This is a genomic window from Mycolicibacterium peregrinum (assembly GCF_001665625.1).
Taxonomy (GTDB): domain Bacteria; phylum Actinomycetota; class Actinomycetes; order Mycobacteriales; family Mycobacteriaceae; genus Mycobacterium; species Mycobacterium peregrinum_B.
Genome location: NZ_LZSY01000192.1, coordinates 20,959 through 41,737, shown reverse-complemented (window position 1 = coordinate 41,737; position 20,779 = coordinate 20,959). Strand labels below are relative to the sequence as shown.

The following is a 20,779-nucleotide window of genomic DNA, read 5'->3' as shown; positions in this document are numbered from 1 at the left end:
CGAGAGCCCAGGCTCTGGGCGCTGTACCGGCTTACGGTCAGGCCGGGATCCGCCGGACCCCGACGTACTGCAGCTCGGCCATCGCCAGCGTGTAGAGGCCGGCGCCGATGACGACCACGACGCCCGCGGTGGTCAGCGCCATCGTGAAGACGGCCACCAGAGCGATGACGGTGCAGGCCGCGTTGGCGATCACGGTGCCGATACCGGCGGGGCGCACCCGTTCGATGCCGGCGAGGGCGAACACGGCGATTCCGTAGACCACCGAGAAGATGCCGACGCCGTACTCGACGGATTTCGGCAGCCCGGTGAGATCGGCGAAATATCCGGCCGCAGCCAGCAGAGCGATCCCGCTGATACCGACGAGGACTGCGTCGAGCCGCATGGCCAGCCGCAGTAGCGAATCGGTTGCCTTCGTCGTGCCTGCGTATCCGGCGGAGGTGATGGCGGACATGATTCTCCTTCTCTGATGGTGATTACTTGTCGTGCATTCACTTCGAGCGGTGGAGCACGGTGCGGGGATACACGCCGTAACCTCTTCCGGCGGGCACCCCGCACCGGCTCGGGAGGGAGTCACGCCAGACGGCGCACTCCGCGGTATTGCAGCCACGCCAGTACTGCGGTGGCACCGACAAATCCGAGAACCAGTTCGATTCCGGCACCGGTCAACGCCAACCAGCCCGCCACGATGGCGACGACCGTGGTGATTGCGAAGGCCACGTTGCCGGCGAGGACGCCGATGCCCACCCGCCGCACGCGCGGGGCGGCGGCGAGCACGTACAACAGGGCGCCGTAGCCGACCAGCGCCGCGCCGACGAACCAGCCGGCGGTTGCCGACACGCCCGCGATGCGGGCCAGCTGATCGGCAGCCATGGCCACCAGCAGTCCGACGCCGGCGCAGACGGTGGCATCGGCGCGCAGGGCGAACCGCAGCAGGGAATCGTGGATGGCCGATCCGGCGGTGGGGTCGGCCAATGGTTGGTTCAGGGTGGCGGTCATGTCGGGCTCCTCGGCGATGAGGGTGTCGATTGGTGGAACACCTCCGACACTGCTCACCAGCCGCTGCCAGATCGACACCAAACACTGCCAAGCACTGCCAAGCCCAGGTCAGCGCGGTGCGGGCGTCAGTCGTTGGCAGTGACCAGATCGCCGCGCAGATCCGCCGCGATCACGCGTGCCGCCGCGTTCTGCCAGTTGTGCAGGGAGCGCTGCGGCACCTCGGTGACCAACCACTGCCAGGCCTGCCGAGCCACCGGGTCGAGCCCGGCGGCGGTGGCGTTCTGCGCATAGGCGCGGACCCCGACGACATATGGGAAGTAGAGCGAGTTGTAGTGGCGCCACTGCTCGGTGGTGCCGAAGTCGCCGCTGTCGCGCGGCTTGAGCGCGGCGATGCGATCGGCCAGCAGCGCCTTGAGTTCGTTGGCGCGTTCCAGCGGCTGATCCGGTGCCCCGCGTCGAGCCAGACGGTCGTCGATGGCGGGCAGAGACGTCAGCGGGCTGGCGACCAGCTTGGACAGATCGCCGTAATGGCCGAGTGCGCGTCGGGTGAGCCGGGCGAAGGCGTCGTCGTCGATACCGCCCAACGGGTGAGGAGATCGCAGCGGGAGCGCGGCCTCCGTCTGGCGCAGGGCTTCACGATCGGCGCGCAGGTCCGGAGACCTGGAGAAGGCGAGCCGGTCGAGCAGGCCGGCCAGCGGACCGGCCAGCACCTCCACCGCGACGGCGACGGCCAGGCTGGTGAACAGCAGGATGGTCATGACGGTGCGGCCGGTCCCGGCGTCGAGCACGACCATGCCGATCAGGGCCTGGGCGGCGAACGGAACTGCGATCACCAACGTGCCGATGATCGAGCGGCGCATGTCCGCGCGTAGCGCCTGGCCCTCGTCGAAGGCATCCCAGATCGCGACCGCGACGCCGAGCAGGGCGACATCGAATCCGGTCGATGCCAGCGCGAGCCAGCTCGGCACCAACCCGAGCGGGATCACCAGGATCGCGTTGCCGAGGGCGAAGAACAGTGTCGCGACGATGATGAACCCCACCACCGACCCGGGCTTGGCGCCGCCGAGGACGGCCTTGACCATGGCGCCCAGCGAGGACAGCGAGATCACCGCGAACATCACCCAGTGGCCGGTCCGCAACGGCCCGTCGACGCTGCCGGCCAACCCCGCCCCGGCGAAGGCCAGGACGGCCACGGCGAAGATCGCCGCGATCTCACCGGCGCGCGATCGGAACGTGTCGGCCGGGCGCGCGAGTTCCACCATGACCGCGAACCAGGCGATGCCGGGCAACGCCACCAGGTAGATCTCGATGCGGCTGAGCATTTCCGAGCCGGTAACCAACCGGACCGCGTCGAGCGCGACCACGAGAGCGAAGCTGGTCAGCCCGAGCGCGGCGAGAACCAGGACGGGCTTACGCGGGTCGCGGGCGAGCAGGTAGAGACCCAGCCACCAGCTGAGCGTGAAAACCACTGCCGACAGCGCAGCCATAGGTTCAGTTTGGCACTACTTGCCGAATCTGCGGTGGCGGGCGGTGTAATCGCGCAGGGCCCGCAGGAAGTCGACGCGCCGGAAGGCCGGCCAATACGCCTCGGTGAACCACATCTCCGAATATGCGCTCTGCCACAACAGGAATCCGCTGAGCCGTTGCTCACCTGAGGTGCGGATGACGAGGTCCGGGTCGGGTTGGCCCGATGTATAGAGGTTCTCCGAGATGCCCTCGACGGTGACAGCTTCGACGAGTTGCTCGGCGGTGGCTCCATTGGCCAGTTCCTTCGACAGCAGCGAGCGCACGGCGTCGACGATCTCCTGGCGGCCGCCGTAGGCGACGGCGACGTTCACATGGAATGAACCGGGCGCGTTCGATGCCGTGCTTTCTACGGCCTCGCGCAGTCGCCGGGCCGGCTCCTCCCCCAACAACTCCAGGTCACCGACGGTACGCACCGTCCAGGTGTTCGTCGGGGCGCAGATCTCCTCGACCACGTCGGTGATGATCTCGAGCAGGGCCGACAGCTCTTCCGGATCGCGCTGCAGATTCTCGGTCGAGAGCAGGTAGACCGTCGTCATCTCGATGCCTGCGGCCTGACACCAGCGCAGCATCTCGGCGATCTTGGCGGCACCCATCCGGTAGCCGATGCTGACATCGTCGTAACCTGCGTCACGCGCCCAGCGGCGATTCCCGTCACACAGCACCGCGATATGGCGTGGCAGTTCGGATCTGGACTGCGCCAGTTCCTGACGCAACCGCATCTCGTAGAGCCGATAGGCCGGTTCCTTGAGCCGCGGGGGAATGATGTCCACGAGAGTCCAGACTACTGTGAGCGTCGGGGTACACCACGGTTCTCAATGGAGGTGACATGACTGCGCCGACGGGTAGCACCAAGCCCTACCGCTCTGCGGCCGCGCTGAACCGGCCGGCTGAAGATCTTCCGGAAGCGGTCGCCGAAGGCGTCGCCCAGTTCCTCGGTAGGCCGCGTGCACGGGGCTGGATCCATGTGTATTCGGCGGTCATCGCGTTCATCGCCGGGGCGGCCCTGGTTTCGGTGTCGTGGTCGCTGGAGTCCACCCGCGCAGGTCTGGCCACGCTGCTCTACACGTTCACGATCGTGGCGATGTTCGCCGTGAGCGGTACGTATCACCGGGTGACGTGGAAGTCGCCGAACGCGCGCAAATGGATGAAACGCGCCGACCACTCGATGATCTTCATCTTCATCGCGGGCAGCTACACCCCGTTCGCATTGCTGGCACTGCCCGAATCCAAAGGCATGGTGCTGTTCTGGATCGTCTGGGGTGGGGCGATCGCCGGCGTGCTGCTCAAGATGTTCTGGCCGTCGGCACCACGCTGGCTGGGCGTGCCGCTCTACATCCTGTTGGGCTGGGTCGCGGCCTGGTTCATCGGGCCGATCATGAACGGTGCCGGCGTGGCCGCGGTGGTGCTGCTGATCGTCGGCGGCGCGCTGTACAGCATCGGCGGCGTGCTCTACGCGCTCAAGTGGCCCAACCCGTGGCCGACGACATTCGGCCATCACGAGTTCTTCCACGCCTGCACGGCGGTAGCGGCGATCTGCCACTACATCGCCATGTGGTTCGCGGTCTTCTGAGCCCACGAAAAAGCCCCGCACCACCGAAGCGGTGCGGGGCTCCGCAGACACTGCTAAAGCTGCGTGATGTCAGCCGCCGACCAGTAGGCCTTCATGCCGGTGATCTTGCCCTCCGCGTCGAACGTCATGACCTCCATGGGCTCGATACGCATCGCCCCGCCGACGACGATCGCGAACAGGAAGGCCGCCTCGTGTCCGCCGGGACGGAACTTGAGCAGCTCGGTCGTGATCTCGGCTCCCGCCGCGGTCAGGTTCTTGTAGAAGCCCTCGATCGCCTGACGGCCGATGTGCACTTCACCGCTGCCCACCGGATCCTCCAGCGTCGCGTCATCGGTGTACAGCGCGGCGACCTCGGCAGCGGACCCGCCCGCAACGGTGTCGAGATAGCGCTTGACGAAGGACTCCAGGGCTGCAGCATCGTGGCTCATGGCCGCGAGGCTACACGGCGCCACTTCCGCCGTCCGGCGGTTGACCGCCCAGCGAGACAGCCAGAGCTTCGACCGTGGTGACGGGCAGGTCGCAGACCGTCCCGCGGCACACGTACGCGGCGTCGGCGCCGTCCACCCGGTCGCGTCCTCGAAGCAACGGCGACGAGTCGGCCGTCCCTGGGGCACCGCCGACCACCAGCGCCCCACCGGGCGCCAACCGGCGCGCAGCGTACAACAGCGGCGACGACGGATCCCCGGCCACCGCGATCTGGATCGGTCCGCGTACCTGGGCTTCGGCCACGGCCAGCCAGTGCCCGCCGGAGCGGGCCGCGCGGGCCAGGATCGGCGTGGCCGAAGACAAAGTCGCTTGCGCCGCATCGACATAGCGCTGCGAGCCGGTCAGGTATCCCGCCGCCTGCAGGGCCTCGGCGATCAGCGACGCGCCCGACGGTGTCGCGCCGTCGATCGGGTCGGCGGGACGCACCATCAGCTGCTCGGCGTCGTCGGCGGTGTCGAACCAGCGGCCCGGCTGATCGGGGTCGGCGAAATGTTCGAGTGCGACATCCAGGAGCCGCACTGCCTCGTCCAGTCCGAATCCCGTGAGTTGGTGCAGGGTCAGCAATGCGGTGGCCAGCGCCGCGTGATCCTCCAGGATCGCCGCACTCTCCCCGACGACACCCCCAAGACTGGCCCGGCGCAACCGGCCGTTCACCACGTGCAGATCCAGCAGCCTGCGCGCACATTCGACTGCCGCAGAAAGCAATTCCGGGCTTTCGAGCGCCACCGAGGCTTCGGCCAGCGCGGTGATGGCCAGGCCGTTCCAGGCGGTCACCACCTTGTCGTCGCGGGCCGGCCGAGGACGCGACGCGCGGGCCGCCAACAGCGTCGTGCGCACCGACTCGAAGCGTGCAGTGTCGTCCGGATCGCGGTGCAGTTGCAGCACCGAGGCGCCGTGTTCGAAGGTGCCACGCTCGGTGACCCCGAAAAGTGAAGTCGCCCAAGCTCCGTCGTCCTCACCCAGGACGGAGCGCAGTTCGGCCGGCCTCCACACGTAGGTCAGCCCTTCGCGCCCACCGGCGTCGGCGTCGAGCGAGGAGGTGAACATGGCACCGGCACCCAGATCCGCGATGAGGAACCCAGCTGTCTCGGCAGTCACCCTGCGCGCCAACGGATCATCGGTCCGCCGGGCCAGATGCGCATAGGCCCGTAACAGCAGCGCATTGTCGTACAGCATCTTCTCGAAGTGCGGCACCACCCAGTGCGGGTCGACACTGTAGCGGGCGAATCCTCCGGCCAGCTGGTCGTAGATGCCACCGCGGGCCATCGCCGCGCACGTACGCTCGACAGCCGACAACGCCGCCACCGACCCCGTGCGTTCGTGGTGGCGCAGCAGCCCTTCCAACAAGGCCGAGGGCGGGAACTTGGGCGCACCGCCAAAGCCGCCGTGAGACACGTCCTCGTCATTCAGCACGGCCGCCACCGCGTGATCGCACAACTCGGGCCCCACCGGCGCCCCGCCGCCGGGCAACCCGGCCGACATCGAGCGCAGCTCGGTGGCGATCTGATCGGAGGCGCGCTCGACCTCGTCGCGCCGGTCCCGCCAGGTTTCGGCGACGGCGTCCAACAGCTGGAGAAATCCGAGCTTCGGGTAGTAGGTGCCGCAGAAGAACGGCCGACCATCCGGGGTGAGGAAGCAGGTCATGGGCCAGCCGCCCTGCCCGGTCAGGGCGACGGTGGCGTTCATGTAGACCGCGTCCAGGTCGGGACGTTCTTCGCGGTCGACCTTGATGCAGACGAACCCGTCGTTCGCGGCCGCTGCGACCTCTGCATCTTCGAACGATTCATGCGCCATCACATGGCACCAATGGCAGGCCGCGTATCCGATGGACAGCAGGATGGGGACGTCCCGGGAGGCCGCTTCTGCGAGCGCCTCGGGCGTCCATTCTCGCCAGTGCACCGGGTTGTCGGCGTGCTGGCGAAGGTACGGGCTGGTGGACCCGCCGAGCGTGTTACCCGCTACCCGGCTCACGGGGCTGACTCTGGTGGTCATCGGCGATGTTCTCGACCGTGTCGCCGTCACCGGCACCGTCGGCAGTGCCCTCGTCGGCGGCCTGGTCGGGTTCGGGGTGTTCCCTGTCGAAGGACTCGGGCAGCTTGCGCAGGTGGCGGTTCATCGACCAGACCAGCGCGAAGGTGCCGATCAGCAGCGCGACCGTGACGAGCAAGCCGAGCGGAGTTGCCTTACCGAACTCCGGCCCGGTATTTCGCGGCTCGTCGGCGAGCAGTGTGATCACTGCGGTCAAAGTGTCGATCATTTCTCAATCCCGGTGAACAGGTCGTCTTCCGGCAGATTCACCGGGACACGCGACCGCGCCAACTCGAACTCCTCAGTCGGCCAGAGCCGCTGCTGCCACTCGATCGGCGCATGGAAGAAATCGCCTTTCGGGTCGATCTGGGTCGCGTGCGCGCGCAGCGCGTCGTCGCGCTGACTGAAGTACTCCGAGCATTCAACACGGGTGGTGACCCGGTTGGCGAACGGGTCGTGGTCCGGGTCCCAGTGTTCCAGCCATTTGCCGAAGGGGCCCTGCCGACCGTACTTGGCGAACTCGTCCTGCAGCAGTTGCATGCGCTCACGCAGGAAGCCGTGGTTGTAGTACAGCTTCGAGACGTTCCATGGGGTCCCGGCGTCGGGGTACAGCCGGTAGTCGGCGGCCGCCTCGTAGGCCGCCACCGAGACCTCGTGGCACCGGATGTGGTCGGGGTGCGGGTAGCCGCCGTTCTCGTCGTAGGTGGTCAGCACGTGCGGCTGGAACTCGCGGATCACCCGGACCAGGCGGCTGACCGGCTCGGCAAGCGGCACACGCGCGAAACAGCCGTCCGGAAGCGGCGGCAACGGATCGCCCTCGGGCAGACCCGAGTCGACGAATCCCAGCCAGTGGTGCTCGACGCCGAGGATCTCGGCGGCCTTGGCCATCTCGTCACGGCGCACCTCGCTGATCCGGCCGTGCACCTCGGGCAGGTCCATCGCCGGATTGAGTATGTCTCCGCGCTCGCCGCCGGTGAGCGTCACGACCATGACGCGCACACCTTCGGCCGCATAGCGCGCGGTGGTAGCCGCACCCTTGCTGGACTCGTCGTCCGGGTGGGCATGCACCGCCATCAACCGCAGTTCACTCATTTCGCTTTCATCTAACTACGGCGTCCTCTTACCTAATCCCTGTACCCAAACCTTCAGCCCGGTCCCTGGGCTGCGGTGACGGTTTCGTCTGGCCCTATAGTTCCAGTTCTGATGATCGAACGCCCCGCCGCCCGCTACGGATCCCGCCAATTGTCCCGCCGGACCCGGCGATGGATCACGTTCGCGCTGGTCGGCGTGGTGGTGGTGGCCGGTGTGATCCTGGCGGTCGTGGCCTTCCAGCGGTTGGGCACCGGCGAGGTGAAAGGCGAGCTCTCGGCCTACGAGCTGATCGACAACCAGACTGTGTCCGTGACGATCGGGGTGACCCGGCCTGATCCGTCGACGCCGGTGGTGTGCATCGTTCGGGCCCGCTCGATCGACGGGAGCGAAACCGGGCGACGCGAAATCCTGGTGGGTCCGTCCGATCAGCGGGTGGTGCAGGTGACGGCCGAAGTGAAATCCAGCCGACCCCCCGTGATCGGCGATGTCTACGGTTGCGGGACGGATGTGCCGTCCTACCTGGTAGCGCCCTGAATTTGACGTTCGCAACAAACGTCGAACAGCCATTACATGAAGATTCGCCGGCTACTCGGTGGTACGATTGTGCGATACACGGTTCCTCGCTGGGGCCGTGTATTGCTGCATTAGCACTCAGTTAGGTGCGTACGTCCGCGGCAATACATGCGCATGCCCCGGCCCGGAAACGACGGACTTCGTACGCGAGGGAAGGCGCAAGAGCGCCGCGAGGGCAAGCAAGACAGAAGGAGCACAAGAACATGACCGATACACAGGTCACCTGGCTCACTCAGGACGCATTCGACCGGTTGAAGGCGGAGCTCGATCAGCTGATCGCCAACCGGCCGGTGATCGCCGCCGAGATCAACGACCGTCGCGAAGAGGGCGACCTGCGCGAGAACGGTGGCTACCACGCCGCCCGCGAGGAGCAGGGCCAGCAGGAGGCCCGCATCCGCCAGCTGCAGGAGCTGCTCAACAACGCCAAGGTCGGTGAGGCACCCAAGCAGTCGGGTGTCGCGCTGCCCGGTTCGGTCGTCAAGGTGTACTACGACGACGACAAGAAGGACACCGAGACGTTCCTGATCGCCACCCGCCAGGAGGGCATCAGCGACGGCAAGCTCGAGGTGTACTCCCCCAACTCTCCGCTGGGCAGTGCACTGATCGACGCCAAGGTCGGCGAGTCGCGCACCTACACCGTGCCGAACGGCAACACCGTCAAGGTCACGCTGGTCAGCGCCGAGCCCTATCACGACTGACGGGTCGGCACGGGGCAAGCAGTACAGTCGGGGAAATGGCGCAAATCGCCGAAGACCTGTTCCTGCTGTTGCTGGACAACGCAGCCGCGCAACCCGCACTTGATCGGCATCGCAGGGAGAAAGTACTCAGCGCGGCCGTACTGCTGGATCTGGCGTATGCCTGCCGGATCCGCCCTGCCATGGCGGATGAACCGATCGAGGCCGGCCACCTGGTCGCGCTGGCCGGCGATTGGCCCGTCGATCCGGTCGGTGACCCAGCATTCGAACTTCTGCAACGCCGGCCGCTTCCGGCCGACACCGCACTGGCCAAGCTGAGCAGGCACTCCCAGACCAACCTGGAACAGCATCTCGAACGGATGGGTCTGGTCCGCCGGGTCCGCATGCCCGGTAAAGGCTTCCCGGGTAAGCCGGCGTACTGCTGGCCGTTGACCAGCCGGGAGCGGGTCAGCCAGGCGCGGGCAGCGCTGCTGGCGGCGCTGTTCGACGGGCACAACCCGGTACCCGCGATCGCCGCGATCATCTGCCTGTTGCATGCAGTCGACGGCCTTGGCGCGATCCTCAGCCTCAACGACCGGGGCTGGCGCTGGGTGCATGCCCGGTCCACCGAAATCGCGACGGGCATCTGGGTGGACGAGACCGCGTCGGCACTGCCGGAGATGAATCTGGCAGTGACGACGTCTGCGTTACGTCCGGCCCTGATGTCCTAACCGCGGCGTTACTTGCCGAGGGCCTGCTCAAGATCGGCCAGCAGATCGGCGGCATGCTCGATTCCCACCGACAGCCGCACCAGGTTGTCAGGCACCTCCAGCTGCGAGCCCGCGGTCGACGCATGCGTCATGGCCCCTGGGTACTCGATCAGCGACTCCACGCCGCCGAGCGACTCGGCGAGAATGAAAAGCTCAGTGCGCGAGCACAATTCACGTGCCGCTCGGGGCCCACCACGTAGCTGCAGGCTCACCATGCCACCGAAGCCCGACATCTGCCGCGCCGCCACATCGTGGTTGGGGTGGCTGGCCAGGCCTGGGTAGAGCACGGTCTCGACGGCTGGGTGCCCGTCGAGGAATTCGGCTATCAGTGCAGCGTTTTCACTGTGCTGACGCATGCGCAGCACCAGCGTCTTGAGCCCGCGCATGGTCAGGTACGCGTCGAATGGCCCAGGCACCGCACCGGCACCGTTCTGCAGGAATGCGAATGCCGCGTCGAGTTCCTCGTCGTTGGTCAGCAGCGCGCCGCCCACCACATCCGAGTGCCCACCGATGTACTTGGTGGTCGAGTGGAGCACGATGTCGGCCCCGAGCAGCAGCGGCTGCTGCAGCGCAGGCGAGGCAAACGTGTTGTCCACCAACACCTTGACCCCGGAGGACGACGCGAGCTGGACGATTCCGGGGATGTCTGCCACGCTCAACAGCGGGTTGGTGGGTGTCTCGACCCAGATCAGCCGGGTCCGCGGGGTGAGGGCCGAACGCACAGCGTCCAGATCGCTCAGCGGGACCGGGGTGTGGGTGACGTTCCACTGGGAGAACACCTTGTCGATGAGGCGGAACGTGCCGCCGTAGGCATCGTCGGGAATTACCACGTGGTCGCCCGGCCGCAGCACCGCGCGCAGTGCACAGTCCGTGGCGGCCATGCCCGAGGCGAAGGCCCGCCCGTAGGCGGCTTCCTCGACCGCCGCCAGCGCCGCTTCCAGAGCCTGCCGGGTCGGGTTGCCGGTGCGGGCGTACTCGAATCCTCCGCGCAGACCGCCGACGCCGTCCTGGGCGAAGGTCGAGCTGGCGTAGATCGGGGTGTTGACGGCTCCGGTGCCCGGGTCGGGTCGGTAACCGGCGTGGATGGCTTTTGTGGCCAGACCGTGCCACCTGCGCTGTTCACTCATAACGTGTCGAGCCTATCGGGGCGGGTACGCGTACGGGTTGGGACCGCCCTGCGGGCCGGGAAACGCCGTCGGAGAAGGAGGTGGAGCAGACACCGGGGCAGGGACACACACCGTCGTGAGCGCCTTGTCGGCGATGGTCTGACGCTTGCCGTCCCACAACGGCATCAGGTAGCCGATGTAGAAGAAGCTGTCGAGGACATGGGCGAGCTGGCGCACCAGCGACATGCCGAAACCGATCGGCTGGCCGGTCTTCTCGCTGACCACCTTGAACTTCATGACCTGCTTCCCGAGGCTCTGCCCGGTCTTGCCCTGGCGGTACCCGAAGTTCCACACCGGAAAGGCCAACGTCACCGCGAACAGCACGAACATTCCCAGCACCAGAAATGCGACGGCACCGCCGGACGGCTCACCGGATGAATCCACCGACGACGCGACCGCCGCCGCGATACCCATGAGGACGCCGTATCCCACGAAAAAAATCACCAGGAACGGAATCTGATCGATCACCGAGGCCAGCACCCGGTCCAACCAGGGCGTGTAGGCATTCGGATTCGTCGCCGGCTGGCCGTAGTTCCACTGCGACGACGGTCCCGGTGCCGGGTAGGGCGACGGGCCGACCGGCGGATAGCCGGTGGGCCCGGCACTGTGCGGACTGCCCTGCGCCGCACTGGGGTACGGGCTCGGGTACGGATTCATCCCCGGGGTATTGGGGCCGGCGATGTATCCGGGGCCGGGCGGCGGCTGAAATGTCATGCGCAAATGATGTCATGCGCCAAAGCGCCCACGGCGCAGGCATTTCTGCCGTACGCGCCGTGGGCGCTGAGGTCGGTTGTTCTGCCTATGGGGTCAGCGGTGCCACCGGGCCGCCGCTGAGCCGACGCCAGGCGTACACCTCGATGAGGAGGATCAACGGAACCGCCACGATGAGGCCGAGGCCACAGGGAATCGCGCCGATGAAGGCGATGACACCCATCACGAGCGCCGTCAGCAGCACCGTGCCGAAATTGGCCTTCGCGAGGTCGAAGCTCGCCTTGACCGCATCGACGCCGCTGAGATTGCGGTCCACCGCTGCGACCGTGGTGAACAGAAACAGGACGGCGAGGACTATCGAAGCGACGAACGACAACGGGAAGGCCACGAACGCCCATGCGCCCAGTAGGAATGTGGGAGCAAACAGCACCAGGTTGACCAGGAACGAGATCACACCGACGATCACGGTCGCGAGGATCACGTTGCCGACGTTGCGCGGTTTGAAGAACGAACCGATGGTGACCGGCTGGCCGTTGGCGATGTCGAGCAGACCGGCGGTGTACCCCGCTGCGATCCAGCCGCTGACTACCAAGAGCACGATCGAGCCGATGAACATGACGATGCTGCCCCCGGTCCCGAAGTCGCTCGAGGCCGAGTAGCTGAAGCCATCTTGATAGGACTCGTAGCTACTGGTCGAGTCCGGCGACATCGCATAGGCGATGCCGTAGAAGACGCCGTAGACGGCGCCAGCGATCAAGGCGTACACCACCGTCGGCACGATCAGCTCGGCCGGATGCTTGAGGAACTTGTTCCAGGCCCACGAGAAGGCGTCACCGACGCTGTACGGCGCACCGCCGAATCCGGGTGCGCCCGCAGGCGGGTAGCCAGGGGCCCCGTAACTGGGCGGCGGGTAACCGCCCGGCGATGGGTAGCCGCCCGGAGGCGGGTAGCCACCGGGAGGCGGTGGATAGCCACCCTGCTGTGGCGGTGGTGGGGGCGGGTAGCCGCCACCCTGCGGCGGAGGCGGCGGCGGATAGGCACCACCCTGCGGCGGAGGCGGCGGTGCGAAACCGCCGTGCTGGGGCGGAGGCGGATAGCCACCCTCCGGCGGCGGCGGGTAGTTCCCGGGCGGGGGCGGTTGATCGGTCACGTCGAAAGCTCTCCTCATCTCGGATAGCGCTCCGCGGGCGGACGCTACGTTCTGCCAGCACCTATACAGACAGACTGCTCCACAGGCAGATTACGCATCGCCAACGCCCTTTGGCAGAACAACACGAGCGTATTCGCCGGGCACAGAGGACCGGTCGTCGCGGCGGCGCATCGGAAGCGTCAGACATGCAGCGCGCTAAACGGTTCAAATGGCAAATTGCGAATAACGAACCACACCATGGTCACCACCAGCGCCACCATCGCCGACCACCGGTGATGTTGCCAACTGGCGATCTGCCGTCCGCGAATTCGGCCATATGTCCACGCCAGGTAAGCCCACAAAATCAACCCGAGAGCGATCACTCCGACAGCGTTAAACCGAAGCGCTGCAAGAAGATCCCCATGAAGCATTGAGTAGATCATCCTGAGACTGCCGCAGCCCGGGCAGTCGATGCCCAGCAATAGCTTTGTGGGACATGTAGGTAGCAATCCACCGGGTGTCGTGGGATCCGCTACCCACACGGCCAGACACGCGCACCCCGCCAAGGCAGCCACACCGAGCGGCGCACCGAGGCGGGGTGCAACGTGGAGTTCAGACACCGATCGAGATCAGTACGACGACACCGATGCCGAGAACGCACCTGTCGCTACCAGGAAGAGGATCCAGACCACGCTAAATGCGACGCCGGCGATGGCGCCCCACATGGCGAACTTCTTGGCGTCATCGGCGGCCTGCTGCGCGGCTTGGTACTGGCCCTGCGCCCAGAGTCCCGACACCGACACCGATTTCACAATGGCAACGATGCCCAGCGGAAGACAACAGAAAACAGTCGCAAGTATCGCCCAGACCAGATTGTTGTCCGGCGGAACGCCTTGGGGCCCTCCAGGCGGTGGGAAACCACCCTGGGGAGGTGGCGGATAGCCACCAGGAGGCGGAGGCGGATAGCCACCAGGAGGTGGGGGCGGGTATTCAGTCATTGACGCCTTCCTGGAACAGGTTGCTGGACAAGAGCGAGGCAACCTTACCCTGGCAATTCGCTGAATACGCTGGATCGAGGACTAGTGTCGGCCGCTGCCCTCGGACAGGAATCCGAGGAGATCGTGGCGGGTGATCACACCGACGGGCTTGCCCTCCTCGACGACCATCACCGCGTCGCAGTCCCGCAGCGATTTCGCCGCCGTGGAGACCAACTCTCCCGCGCCGATCAACGGCAACGGCGGGCTCATGTGTTCGGCCACTGCGTCGGCCAGCTTCGCCCGGCCCTCGAACACCGCCGACAGCAGCTCCCGCTCGGACACGCTGCCGGCCACCTCGCCCGCCATCACGGGAGGTTCGGCCCCGACCACCGGCATCTGCGAGACGCCGTATTCGCGCAGGATGCCGATCGCATCGCGCACCGTCTCGGAAGGGTGCGTGTGTACCAGGTCGGGCAGCGCCCCGGATTTGCCGCGCAGGACATCGCCGACCGTCGACTGCTCGATCGAACCGTCGAGCCGGTTGCGCAGGAATCCGTACGACGACATCCATGCGTCGTTGAAAATCTTTGAGAGGTAACCGCGTCCACCGTCGGGCAGCAGCACCACGACGACCGAGTCTGGTCCGGCCGTGCGGGCCACCTCGAGTGCGGCGACAACCGCCATGCCGCAGGATCCACCGACCAGCAGCGCCTCTTCGCGGGCCAGCCGCCGGGTCATGTCGAACGAGTCGGCGTCGGAGACGGCGATGATCCCGTCGGGAACCGACGGATCGTAGGCGGACGGCCAGAAGTCCTCGCCGACGCCTTCCACCAGATAGGGCCGTCCGGTCCCGCCGGAGTACACCGAGCCCTCCGGATCGGCACCGATCACCTGAACATTGCCGTCCGACACCTCTTTGAGGTAGCGGCCCGTTCCGGTGATCGTGCCGCCGGTACCGACCCCGGCCACGAAGTGCGTCACGCTGCCGTCGGTGTCGGCCCAGATCTCTGGACCGGTCGTCTCGTAGTGGCTCTCCGGCCCCATCGGGTTGGAGTACTGGTCGGGTTTCCAGGCGCCGTCGATCTCCTCGACGAGGCGGTTGGAGACGCTGTAGTAGCTGTCCGGATGATCCGGCGGCACCGCCGTCGGGCACACCACGACCTCGGCGCCATAGGCGCGCAACACATTCTGCTTGTCCTCGCTGACCTTGTCGGGGCAGACGAAGATGCACTTGTAGCCGCGAGTCTGGGCGACTATCGCCAGCCCGACGCCGGTGTTGCCGGACGTGGGTTCGACGATGGTGCCGCCCGGCTTGAGCTCGCCGCTGGCCTCGGCGGCGTCGATCATCTTGGCCGCGATGCGGTCCTTGGAGCTGCCGCCGGGGTTCAGGTACTCGATCTTGGCCAGGACCTTGCCCGAGCCTTCGGGGACAACTGAGTTCAGCTCTACCAGCGGGGTATTGCCGATGAGCTCACTGATGTGCCTGGCGATGCGCATACGTCAATGGTCTCAGGCCCGCGAAACGCTTACCAGGTGGCCTCTCGAATGTATTCGCCGATCTGGCGCAACGAGCGCTTCGCTTCGGACACCATCGGCGACGCGAGCTGGAAAACGTGCATCTGACCGGGCCAGATCCGCAGCTCGACGGGAACCCCGGCAGCGGCCAGCATGTGCGCGGCCTTTCGCGCATCGCTGAGCAGAGCCTCCGAGCCCGATGCGTGGATCAGCGTGCGCGGCAGGCCGGGCTCGATGTGGTCGAGGGGTTCGTAGACTTCCTCGCCCTTGCGCCCGGCGGCGCGCTCGATGAGCTCCACGAGCGCGTCGAACGCCTTGGCGGGGAACATCGCGTCGGTGTGGATGTTCGGGTGGTTGGCCCGTGACTCGTTGTCGATCTCGAACAGCGGCGACATGGTCACCAACGCGGCAGGCATCTCGCCCTCGTCGACCAGGCGCTCGGCCAGTGCCAACGACAGGTAGCCGCCCGCCGAGTCGCCGGCCAGGACGATCTGGTCCGGCTCATATCCACGTAGCCGCAGCCACTGATAGGCGTCGTAACAGTCCTCGATCGCAGTGCCCACCGAGTGCTTGGGAACCATCCGGTAATCGACCACGAGCACCGGGCTGTCGGCGTACTCCGACAGCGCCGTGACGATCCCCGAGTGTGTGTTGGCCCCGCAGGCGAGGAACGCACCGCCGTGCAGGTACAGGATGACGCTGCGCTTCCCGTCGGCGGGAAGTACGCCGTCGGCCCGCACCAGCTGCGCGGTGCAATGGGGCAGCGCGATGGTGGCCTTGATGGTCCCGGGCACCGGCCGGATCAGCCGGGCGGCGAAATTGACCAACCCGAATGGCCACGGCAGATGCGGTACATGGCTACCAATCGCCAAGGTCGGCTTGATTGTCAGCGTGGCCGCCAGCGAAGCCAATCGGCCCGCCAGGCTCGGTCCGTCCTCGACCACCTCGACGGGCGCGCCGTCACTGATCGGGAACCTACGCCCGCGGTGGGCCCTAGCTGGGCTTATGCCAGCATGATGCGACCTGGATACCTTGCTCGGTGCAGTCATCGTCACCACTTCCTACGTCTTTGTAGTGCTAGGTGAGCTTCGTCACTCAGACAACCCGGGTAACTTAGCTTGACATCCGTAAACAGTTCAACAGTCAAATAAACTGAATTGATACCGGACTTGATACAGCACTGTGATCGGCACGCTGCGCCGCCACGCGGACAACCTGTCTCATCCGCCTAAACTGATCTCGTGGGTCCAAGCCGAAGTGCTCCTCACGTGCGCGTCCCGCGCCGGTCGACCATCGCCCTCGCCGCTGCGGCGACGCTGGCTTCTACGGGATCGGCCTATATCGGAGCCCGCAACCTGTTGAGCGGGCAGGCCAACCAGGCGCGTCAGGTCATCCCCAAGTCCTGGGACATCCCTCCCCGCGCCGACGGCGTGTATCTGCCCGGCGGCGGGCCCGTCGAGAAATGGGAACGCGGAGTCCCCTTCGACCTGCATCTGATGATCTTCGGCGACTCCACCGCCACCGGATACGGCTGCCGAGTGCCCGACGAAGTACCCGGGGTGCTCATCGCCCGCGGCGTGGCGGAGCAATTCGACAAGCGGATTCGCTTGAGCACCAAGGCAATCGTCGGCGCCACCTCGAAAGGGCTGTCCGGTCAGATCGACGCCATGTTCGTCGCGGGCCCACCGCCGGATGCCGCCGTGATCATGATCGGCGCCAACGACATCACCAAACCCAACGGCATCGGTCCGTCGGCCCGCCGGGTCGGCGACGCGGTGCGCCGGCTACGCGCGGCAGGTGCCGTCGTCGTGGTCGGCACCTGCCCCGACTTCGGGGTGATCAGCGCGATCCCCCAGCCACTGCGCGCGTTCGCCCGCCGTCAAGGCCTGCGACTGGCCCGCGCCCAGGCCGCCGCGGTACGCGCCGCCGGCGGCGTTCCGGTGCCGTTCTCGGATCTGCTGGCTCCAGAGTTTTACAAGGCCCCTGACCTGCTGTTCTCCGAGGACATGTTCCATCCGTCGGCAGCCGGGTACGCACTGGCCGCCAAGCAGTTGCTGCCGGCGGTGTGCACTGCTCTCGGCGACTGGGACGGCGACGAGGCGCTGGAATCGGGAGCCGCCGACACGAGGACACTGCTGACCCGCCTGGGCGGTGTCAGCAGGCTTTGGCGCCGCTCAACCGGGGTGCCCGCACCCATCGTGATGCACGCGGGCTAGTTTCAACTGAGTTTTCTAAGCCATTCGATCAGCAGGAGCCGTCATGCCTGAAGCCGTCATCGTTGCCACCGCCCGCTCGCCCATCGGCCGCGCCGTCAAGGGGTCGCTGGCCACCATGCGCCCCGACGACCTCGCCGCGCAGATGGTGAAGGCCGTTCTGGACAAGGTGCCCTCGCTGGATCCCCGCGACATCGACGACCTGATGATGGGCTGCGCCCAGCCCGCCGGTGAGGCCGGCTACAACATCGCCCGCGCCGTGGCCGTCGAGCTCGGCTACGACTTCCTGCCCGGCACCACCGTCAACCGGTACTGCTCGTCGTCGCTGCAGACCACCCGGATGGCCTTCCACGCCATCAAGGCCGGCGAGGGTGACGTGTTCATCTCCGCCGGTGTCGAGACGGTGTCGCGCTTCGGCGTCGGTGCCGCCGACGGCGCCCCGAATTCGAAGAACGCGCTGTTCGAAGAGGCCCAGGCCCGTACGCTCACGCAGGCCGAGGGCGACATCAAGTGGCATGACCCGCGCGAAGACGGCCTGATCCCGGACGTCTACATCGCCATGGGCCAGACCGCCGAGAACGTCGCCACCTTCACCGGCATCAGCCGTGAGGACCAGGATCATTGGGGCGTGCGTTCGCAGAACCGCGCGGAGGAGGCCATCAAGAGCGGGTTCTTCGAGCGCGAGATCGTTCCCGTCACGCTGCCCGACGGCACCGTGGTTTCCACCGATGACGGCCCGCGCGCCGGCACCACCTACGAGAAGATCAGCCAGCTCAAGCCGGTGTTCCGGCCCAACGGCACCATCACCGCGGGCAATGCGTGTCCGCTGAACGACGGCGCGGCCGCGGTCGTCATCATGAGCGACACCAAGGCCAAGGAGCTGGGCCTGACCCCGCTGGCCCGCATCGTCTCCACCGGGGTGTCCGGCCTGTCGCCGGAGATCATGGGCCTGGGCCCGATCGAGGCCATCAAGAAGGCGCTGGCCAAGGCCGGCAAGAAGATCTCGGACATCGACCTGGTCGAGATCAACGAGGCGTTCGCCGTGCAGGTGCTCGGTTCGGCTCGTGAGCTCGGCATCGACGAGGACAAGCTGAACGTCTCGGGCGGCGCGATCGCGCTGGGCCACCCGTTCGGCATGACCGGTGCCCGCATCACCGCCACGCTGCTGAACAACCTGTCGACCCACGACAAGACCTTCGGCATCGAGTCCATGTGTGTCGGTGGCGGCCAGGGTATGGCGATGGTCGTGGAGCGTCTCTCCTAGTTTCAGCTTTGGCTCTGCGCTGAGGGCGCAGAAGTGCGAGTAACTCGCGCCCTCACCGCAGAGCCAATGGCGGCGCAACCTGATCCCATGCACGGCGCAGCCGCCACATGATTTCCGGCCGACGATGGCCCGCCGCCACTCGGATCGTGGTCCAGCCGGCCTGGCTGATGTACTCGTGACGGACGATGTCGTAGCCGAGCGCATCGGCATGCTGGATTCCGTCGTACTCCACCGCGAGCGTGTGCTCCTCCCAGCCCATGTCGAGGTAGTAGCGCGGTCGGCCATTCTGACCGAGCACCGGTATCTGCGTCTGCGGCCGCGGATATCCCTCGTTGATGATCATCAACCGAAGCCAGGTTTCCTGCGGCGACTGTGCCCCTGGGTCGTAGAGGTCCAGGGCCGTCTCGAGCTGGCGTAGACCACGTACATGGGCGTGACAATCCGCCAGTGCCAACACATCAGCTGCTTTTATCTCCGTCGCATTGCCCAGCGCGTCGAGCCGAGCCACCGCCTCCCTCAGGGGTCCGCGCCGGCCTATGTCGAAGGCCGTCCGCTCCGGTGTGGTCACATTCAGCCCGTCGCGCCGTTGCGACTCCCCCGGTAGCAGCAGGTCAGCACGGGTGATCACCCGTTTCGGCGCCCGCGCGTTCGCCCAGATCAACTCGACGGGAATGTCGTCATCGACCCACTTGGCCCGATGCCAGGCGGATGCCGTGAGCCCCGCGACCACCGCTTCTCGATGTGACCACAACCATGCTGCCTGCGTTCGGCGCCGCAGATTCGGAGCAATCCGTTTGTCCAGGTACACATTTGGCATCAGCGGCCGGTAGTAGCGGCGCAATTCATGGCGGTTCAGTGCGCCACCTGCCAGAGCCTCGCTGCCGACGAAGGGATCGCTGCCGATGTCCGTGGCGCCAGGCTGGTTTGAGCTGCCGACACCCGACTCAGCCCAGGCCACGCCATGGCCTGACCTTGTGCATGAAGCTCGCTGTGGGGATAACCCGCGCTGGTTGACCCAGTGCTGGTTCACCCTGCGCTCACGGCGCAAAAGTGCGAGTAGCGAACGCCCTCAGCGCAGAGTCAAGCCCGCCACGACCAGGCACACAATTCACTCTGCATCCACGGCGCAAAAGTACGAGTAGCCAACGCCCTCAGCGCAGAGCCAACCTGACCACAGCGCAAAAGAAAAAGGCGCCCGCAATCGCGGACGCCTTTCTCGGGGCAGGGTTGCTAGTCGTTGTTGAAGTACGACAGCAACCGGAGGATCTCGATGTACAGCCAGACCAGGGTGACGGTCAGGCCCAGGGCGATGCCCCATGCGGCCTTCTCCGGAGCACCGGCGCGGATCATCTGGTCGGCAGCGTCGAAGTCGATCAGGAAGCTGAACGCCGCCAGGGCGATCACGAACAGCGAGAACGCGATGGACAGGCCGCCGCCGGAACGCAGGCCCAGGCCTTCGCCGCCGCCCACACCGAACATCGCGAGTACGAAGTTCACCAGAATCAGCGCAAGGACACCGAACATCGCGGCGACGATCATCCGGGTGAACTTGGGCGTCACGCGGATGGCGCCGGTCTTGTAGACCACGAGCATGCCGATGAACACACCGATCGAGGCCACCACGGCCTGGAAGATCATGCTCGGTCCACCGCTGGACACCAGGTTGGCGAACAGGAACGACGCCGCGCCGAGGAACAGACCCTCCAGCGCCGCGTAGGTCAGCACGATGGCCGGGTTGTCCTGCTTACGACCGAAGGTGGCGATGAGCACCATCACCAGACCGCCGAGGCCGCCGATCAGGGTGAACGGCATCATCAGGGCCGTGTTTCCGGCCACGAGGAAGTAGGACACGACCGCGACGGCCGACACGACGGCCAGCGTGATGCCGGTCTTGGTGACGACGTCATCGATGGTCAGCGGACGGGAAACGCCGGTCTGCGGCTGTTCCAGGTACTCCTGCGCGTAGGGCTGCGCATGCACCTGCTGTGCACCGAAGCCGCTGGCTCCGGTACCGAATTGTGCGTATCCGCCCTGCGTCTTGGGCAGGCTGCGGAATACCGGGTTGCTGGTTTCGCGCACCGTCGGGTC

Annotated in this window: 23 protein-coding genes; 6 read left to right on the top strand and 17 right to left on the bottom strand. The window is 66.5% G+C overall.

Features of this window, described 5'->3' with window-relative positions:
- Positions 1 to 37 precede the first annotated feature (37 nt).
- The 4 genes from A5779_RS30830 to A5779_RS30815 form a co-directional block, all read right to left on the bottom strand.
- Positions 38 to 451 carry a hypothetical protein gene (locus tag A5779_RS30830; RefSeq protein WP_064887599.1) on the bottom strand — a complete coding sequence of 138 codons (414 nt, stop codon included), beginning with the start codon at positions 449 to 451 and terminating at the stop codon, positions 38 to 40.
- A gap of 119 nt (positions 452 to 570) precedes the next feature.
- Positions 571 to 996: a hypothetical protein gene (locus tag A5779_RS30825; RefSeq protein ID WP_064887611.1), complete on the bottom strand. Its 426-nt coding sequence runs from the start codon at positions 994 to 996 to the stop codon at positions 571 to 573.
- Between the two features lie 125 nt (positions 997 to 1,121).
- Positions 1,122 to 2,483 carry a hypothetical protein gene (locus A5779_RS30820; protein WP_064887598.1) on the bottom strand — a complete coding sequence of 454 codons (1,362 nt, stop codon included), beginning with the start codon at positions 2,481 to 2,483 and terminating at the stop codon, positions 1,122 to 1,124.
- A gap of 15 nt (positions 2,484 to 2,498) precedes the next feature.
- Positions 2,499 to 3,293, bottom strand: a complete 795-nt coding sequence (locus tag A5779_RS30815) for a (2Z,6E)-farnesyl diphosphate synthase (RefSeq protein ID WP_064887596.1) — start codon at positions 3,291 to 3,293, stop codon at positions 2,499 to 2,501.
- A gap of 56 nt (positions 3,294 to 3,349) precedes the next feature.
- On the opposite strand from A5779_RS30815, the gene trhA reads away from it, so the two are divergent.
- Positions 3,350 to 4,093 carry a PAQR family membrane homeostasis protein TrhA gene (gene trhA, locus A5779_RS30810; protein WP_064887594.1) on the top strand — a complete coding sequence of 248 codons (744 nt, stop codon included), beginning with the start codon at positions 3,350 to 3,352 and terminating at the stop codon, positions 4,091 to 4,093.
- 53 nt (positions 4,094 to 4,146) lie between these two features.
- On the opposite strand, the gene A5779_RS30805 is transcribed toward trhA, so the two are convergent.
- The 4 genes from A5779_RS30805 to mca are packed head-to-tail and all read right to left on the bottom strand — an operon-like array spanning position 4,147 to position 7,699.
- Positions 4,147 to 4,521, bottom strand: coding sequence for a nuclear transport factor 2 family protein (locus A5779_RS30805; protein WP_064887592.1), 375 nt, complete (start codon positions 4,519 to 4,521; stop codon positions 4,147 to 4,149).
- Positions 4,522 to 4,531: 10 nt separating this feature from the next.
- Positions 4,532 to 6,571, bottom strand: coding sequence for a thioredoxin domain-containing protein (locus tag A5779_RS30800; RefSeq protein WP_064887590.1), 2,040 nt, complete (start codon positions 6,569 to 6,571; stop codon positions 4,532 to 4,534).
- Entirely contained in the window at positions 6,531 to 6,836 is a 306-nt protein-coding gene (locus tag A5779_RS30795) for a hypothetical protein (protein ID WP_064887588.1), read from the bottom strand. The genes A5779_RS30800 and A5779_RS30795 overlap by 41 nt, the downstream gene beginning before the upstream one ends.
- Positions 6,833 to 7,699 (bottom strand): mycothiol conjugate amidase Mca, encoded by an 867-nt coding sequence (mca, locus tag A5779_RS30790; protein WP_064887586.1) that lies wholly within the window; start codon positions 7,697 to 7,699, stop codon positions 6,833 to 6,835. The genes A5779_RS30795 and mca overlap by 4 nt, the downstream gene beginning before the upstream one ends.
- 111 nt (positions 7,700 to 7,810) lie before the next feature.
- On the opposite strand from mca, the gene A5779_RS30785 reads away from it, so the two are divergent.
- From A5779_RS30785 to A5779_RS30775, 3 genes are all read left to right on the top strand, one after another.
- A complete protein-coding gene (locus tag A5779_RS30785) occupies positions 7,811 to 8,233 on the top strand; it encodes a DUF4307 domain-containing protein (RefSeq protein WP_064887585.1) in 423 nt (140 codons plus the stop codon).
- Between the two features lie 242 nt (positions 8,234 to 8,475).
- Positions 8,476 to 8,970 (top strand): transcription elongation factor GreA, encoded by a 495-nt coding sequence (gene greA, locus A5779_RS30780; RefSeq protein ID WP_055116762.1) that lies wholly within the window; start codon positions 8,476 to 8,478, stop codon positions 8,968 to 8,970.
- A gap of 35 nt (positions 8,971 to 9,005) precedes the next feature.
- The gene (locus A5779_RS30775) at positions 9,006 to 9,677 is read left to right on the top strand and encodes a GOLPH3/VPS74 family protein (RefSeq protein WP_064887583.1); all 672 of its coding nucleotides are present in this window, start codon (positions 9,006 to 9,008) and stop codon (positions 9,675 to 9,677) included.
- An 8-nt stretch (positions 9,678 to 9,685) separates the two neighbouring features.
- On the opposite strand, the gene A5779_RS30770 is transcribed toward A5779_RS30775, so the two are convergent.
- From A5779_RS30770 to A5779_RS30740, 7 genes are all read right to left on the bottom strand, one after another.
- Positions 9,686 to 10,843 carry a cystathionine gamma-synthase gene (locus A5779_RS30770; RefSeq protein ID WP_064887581.1) on the bottom strand — a complete coding sequence of 386 codons (1,158 nt, stop codon included), beginning with the start codon at positions 10,841 to 10,843 and terminating at the stop codon, positions 9,686 to 9,688.
- Positions 10,844 to 10,855: 12 nt separating this feature from the next.
- Positions 10,856 to 11,596: an Rv1078 family RDD domain-containing protein gene (locus tag A5779_RS30765; protein ID WP_082941923.1), complete on the bottom strand. Its 741-nt coding sequence runs from the start codon at positions 11,594 to 11,596 to the stop codon at positions 10,856 to 10,858.
- Between the two features lie 85 nt (positions 11,597 to 11,681).
- Positions 11,682 to 12,743 (bottom strand): DUF2189 domain-containing protein, encoded by a 1,062-nt coding sequence (locus A5779_RS30760; protein WP_064887577.1) that lies wholly within the window; start codon positions 12,741 to 12,743, stop codon positions 11,682 to 11,684.
- A gap of 179 nt (positions 12,744 to 12,922) precedes the next feature.
- A complete protein-coding gene (locus A5779_RS30755; protein WP_082941922.1) occupies positions 12,923 to 13,342 on the bottom strand; it encodes a DUF2752 domain-containing protein in 420 nt (139 codons plus the stop codon).
- A gap of 9 nt (positions 13,343 to 13,351) precedes the next feature.
- On the bottom strand, positions 13,352 to 13,720 hold the full coding sequence (locus A5779_RS30750) for a CD225/dispanin family protein (RefSeq protein WP_064887575.1): 369 nt from the start codon (positions 13,718 to 13,720) through the stop codon (positions 13,352 to 13,354).
- A gap of 81 nt (positions 13,721 to 13,801) precedes the next feature.
- Positions 13,802 to 15,196, bottom strand: a complete 1,395-nt coding sequence (locus A5779_RS30745; protein ID WP_064887573.1) for a cystathionine beta-synthase — start codon at positions 15,194 to 15,196, stop codon at positions 13,802 to 13,804.
- A 29-nt stretch (positions 15,197 to 15,225) separates the two neighbouring features.
- Positions 15,226 to 16,263, bottom strand: a complete 1,038-nt coding sequence (locus A5779_RS30740; RefSeq protein ID WP_064887607.1) for an alpha/beta hydrolase — start codon at positions 16,261 to 16,263, stop codon at positions 15,226 to 15,228.
- A 219-nt stretch (positions 16,264 to 16,482) separates the two neighbouring features.
- Between A5779_RS30740 and A5779_RS30735 the strand changes: the two genes are divergently transcribed.
- The gene (locus A5779_RS30735; RefSeq protein ID WP_064887571.1) at positions 16,483 to 17,430 is read left to right on the top strand and encodes an SGNH/GDSL hydrolase family protein; all 948 of its coding nucleotides are present in this window, start codon (positions 16,483 to 16,485) and stop codon (positions 17,428 to 17,430) included.
- A 43-nt stretch (positions 17,431 to 17,473) separates the two neighbouring features.
- Positions 17,474 to 18,691, top strand: coding sequence for an acetyl-CoA C-acetyltransferase (locus A5779_RS30730; RefSeq protein WP_064887569.1), 1,218 nt, complete (start codon positions 17,474 to 17,476; stop codon positions 18,689 to 18,691).
- Positions 18,692 to 18,743: 52 nt separating this feature from the next.
- Here A5779_RS30730 and A5779_RS30725 read toward each other — a convergent pair whose 3' ends face one another.
- Together A5779_RS30725 and A5779_RS30720 are read right to left on the bottom strand one after the other, a co-directional pair.
- Positions 18,744 to 19,595, bottom strand: a complete 852-nt coding sequence (locus A5779_RS30725) for a DUF559 domain-containing protein (protein WP_064887605.1) — start codon at positions 19,593 to 19,595, stop codon at positions 18,744 to 18,746.
- 326 nt (positions 19,596 to 19,921) lie between these two features.
- Positions 19,922 to 20,770, bottom strand: coding sequence for a Bax inhibitor-1/YccA family protein (locus A5779_RS30720; RefSeq protein WP_064887567.1), 849 nt, complete (start codon positions 20,768 to 20,770; stop codon positions 19,922 to 19,924).
- Between the last annotated feature and the right edge of the window lie 9 nt (positions 20,771 to 20,779).

Coding starts and splice junctions, on each gene's coding strand:
- A5779_RS30745 (WP_064887573.1), bottom strand. CDS start 15,196: ATGCGCATCGCCAGGCACATCAGTGAGCTCATCGGCAATACCCCGCTG.
- A5779_RS30785 (WP_064887585.1), top strand. CDS start 7,811: ATGATCGAACGCCCCGCCGCCCGCTACGGATCCCGCCAATTGTCCCGC.
- A5779_RS30750 (WP_064887575.1), bottom strand. CDS start 13,720: ATGACTGAATACCCGCCCCCACCTCCTGGTGGCTATCCGCCTCCGCCT.
- A5779_RS30800 (WP_064887590.1), bottom strand. CDS start 6,571: ATGACCACCAGAGTCAGCCCCGTGAGCCGGGTAGCGGGTAACACGCTC.
- A5779_RS30820 (WP_064887598.1), bottom strand. CDS start 2,483: ATGGCTGCGCTGTCGGCAGTGGTTTTCACGCTCAGCTGGTGGCTGGGT.
- A5779_RS30805 (WP_064887592.1), bottom strand. CDS start 4,521: ATGAGCCACGATGCTGCAGCCCTGGAGTCCTTCGTCAAGCGCTATCTC.
- greA (WP_055116762.1), top strand. CDS start 8,476: ATGACCGATACACAGGTCACCTGGCTCACTCAGGACGCATTCGACCGG.
- A5779_RS30765 (WP_082941923.1), bottom strand. CDS start 11,596: ATGACATTTCAGCCGCCGCCCGGCCCCGGATACATCGCCGGCCCCAAT.
- A5779_RS30740 (WP_064887607.1), bottom strand. CDS start 16,263: ATGACTGCACCGAGCAAGGTATCCAGGTCGCATCATGCTGGCATAAGC.
- A5779_RS30825 (WP_064887611.1), bottom strand. CDS start 996: ATGACCGCCACCCTGAACCAACCATTGGCCGACCCCACCGCCGGATCG.
- A5779_RS30775 (WP_064887583.1), top strand. CDS start 9,006: ATGGCGCAAATCGCCGAAGACCTGTTCCTGCTGTTGCTGGACAACGCA.
- A5779_RS30770 (WP_064887581.1), bottom strand. CDS start 10,843: ATGAGTGAACAGCGCAGGTGGCACGGTCTGGCCACAAAAGCCATCCAC.
- A5779_RS30830 (WP_064887599.1), bottom strand. CDS start 451: ATGTCCGCCATCACCTCCGCCGGATACGCAGGCACGACGAAGGCAACC.
- mca (WP_064887586.1), bottom strand. CDS start 7,699: ATGAGTGAACTGCGGTTGATGGCGGTGCATGCCCACCCGGACGACGAG.
- trhA (WP_064887594.1), top strand. CDS start 3,350: ATGACTGCGCCGACGGGTAGCACCAAGCCCTACCGCTCTGCGGCCGCG.
- A5779_RS30795 (WP_064887588.1), bottom strand. CDS start 6,836: ATGATCGACACTTTGACCGCAGTGATCACACTGCTCGCCGACGAGCCG.
- A5779_RS30730 (WP_064887569.1), top strand. CDS start 17,474: ATGCCTGAAGCCGTCATCGTTGCCACCGCCCGCTCGCCCATCGGCCGC.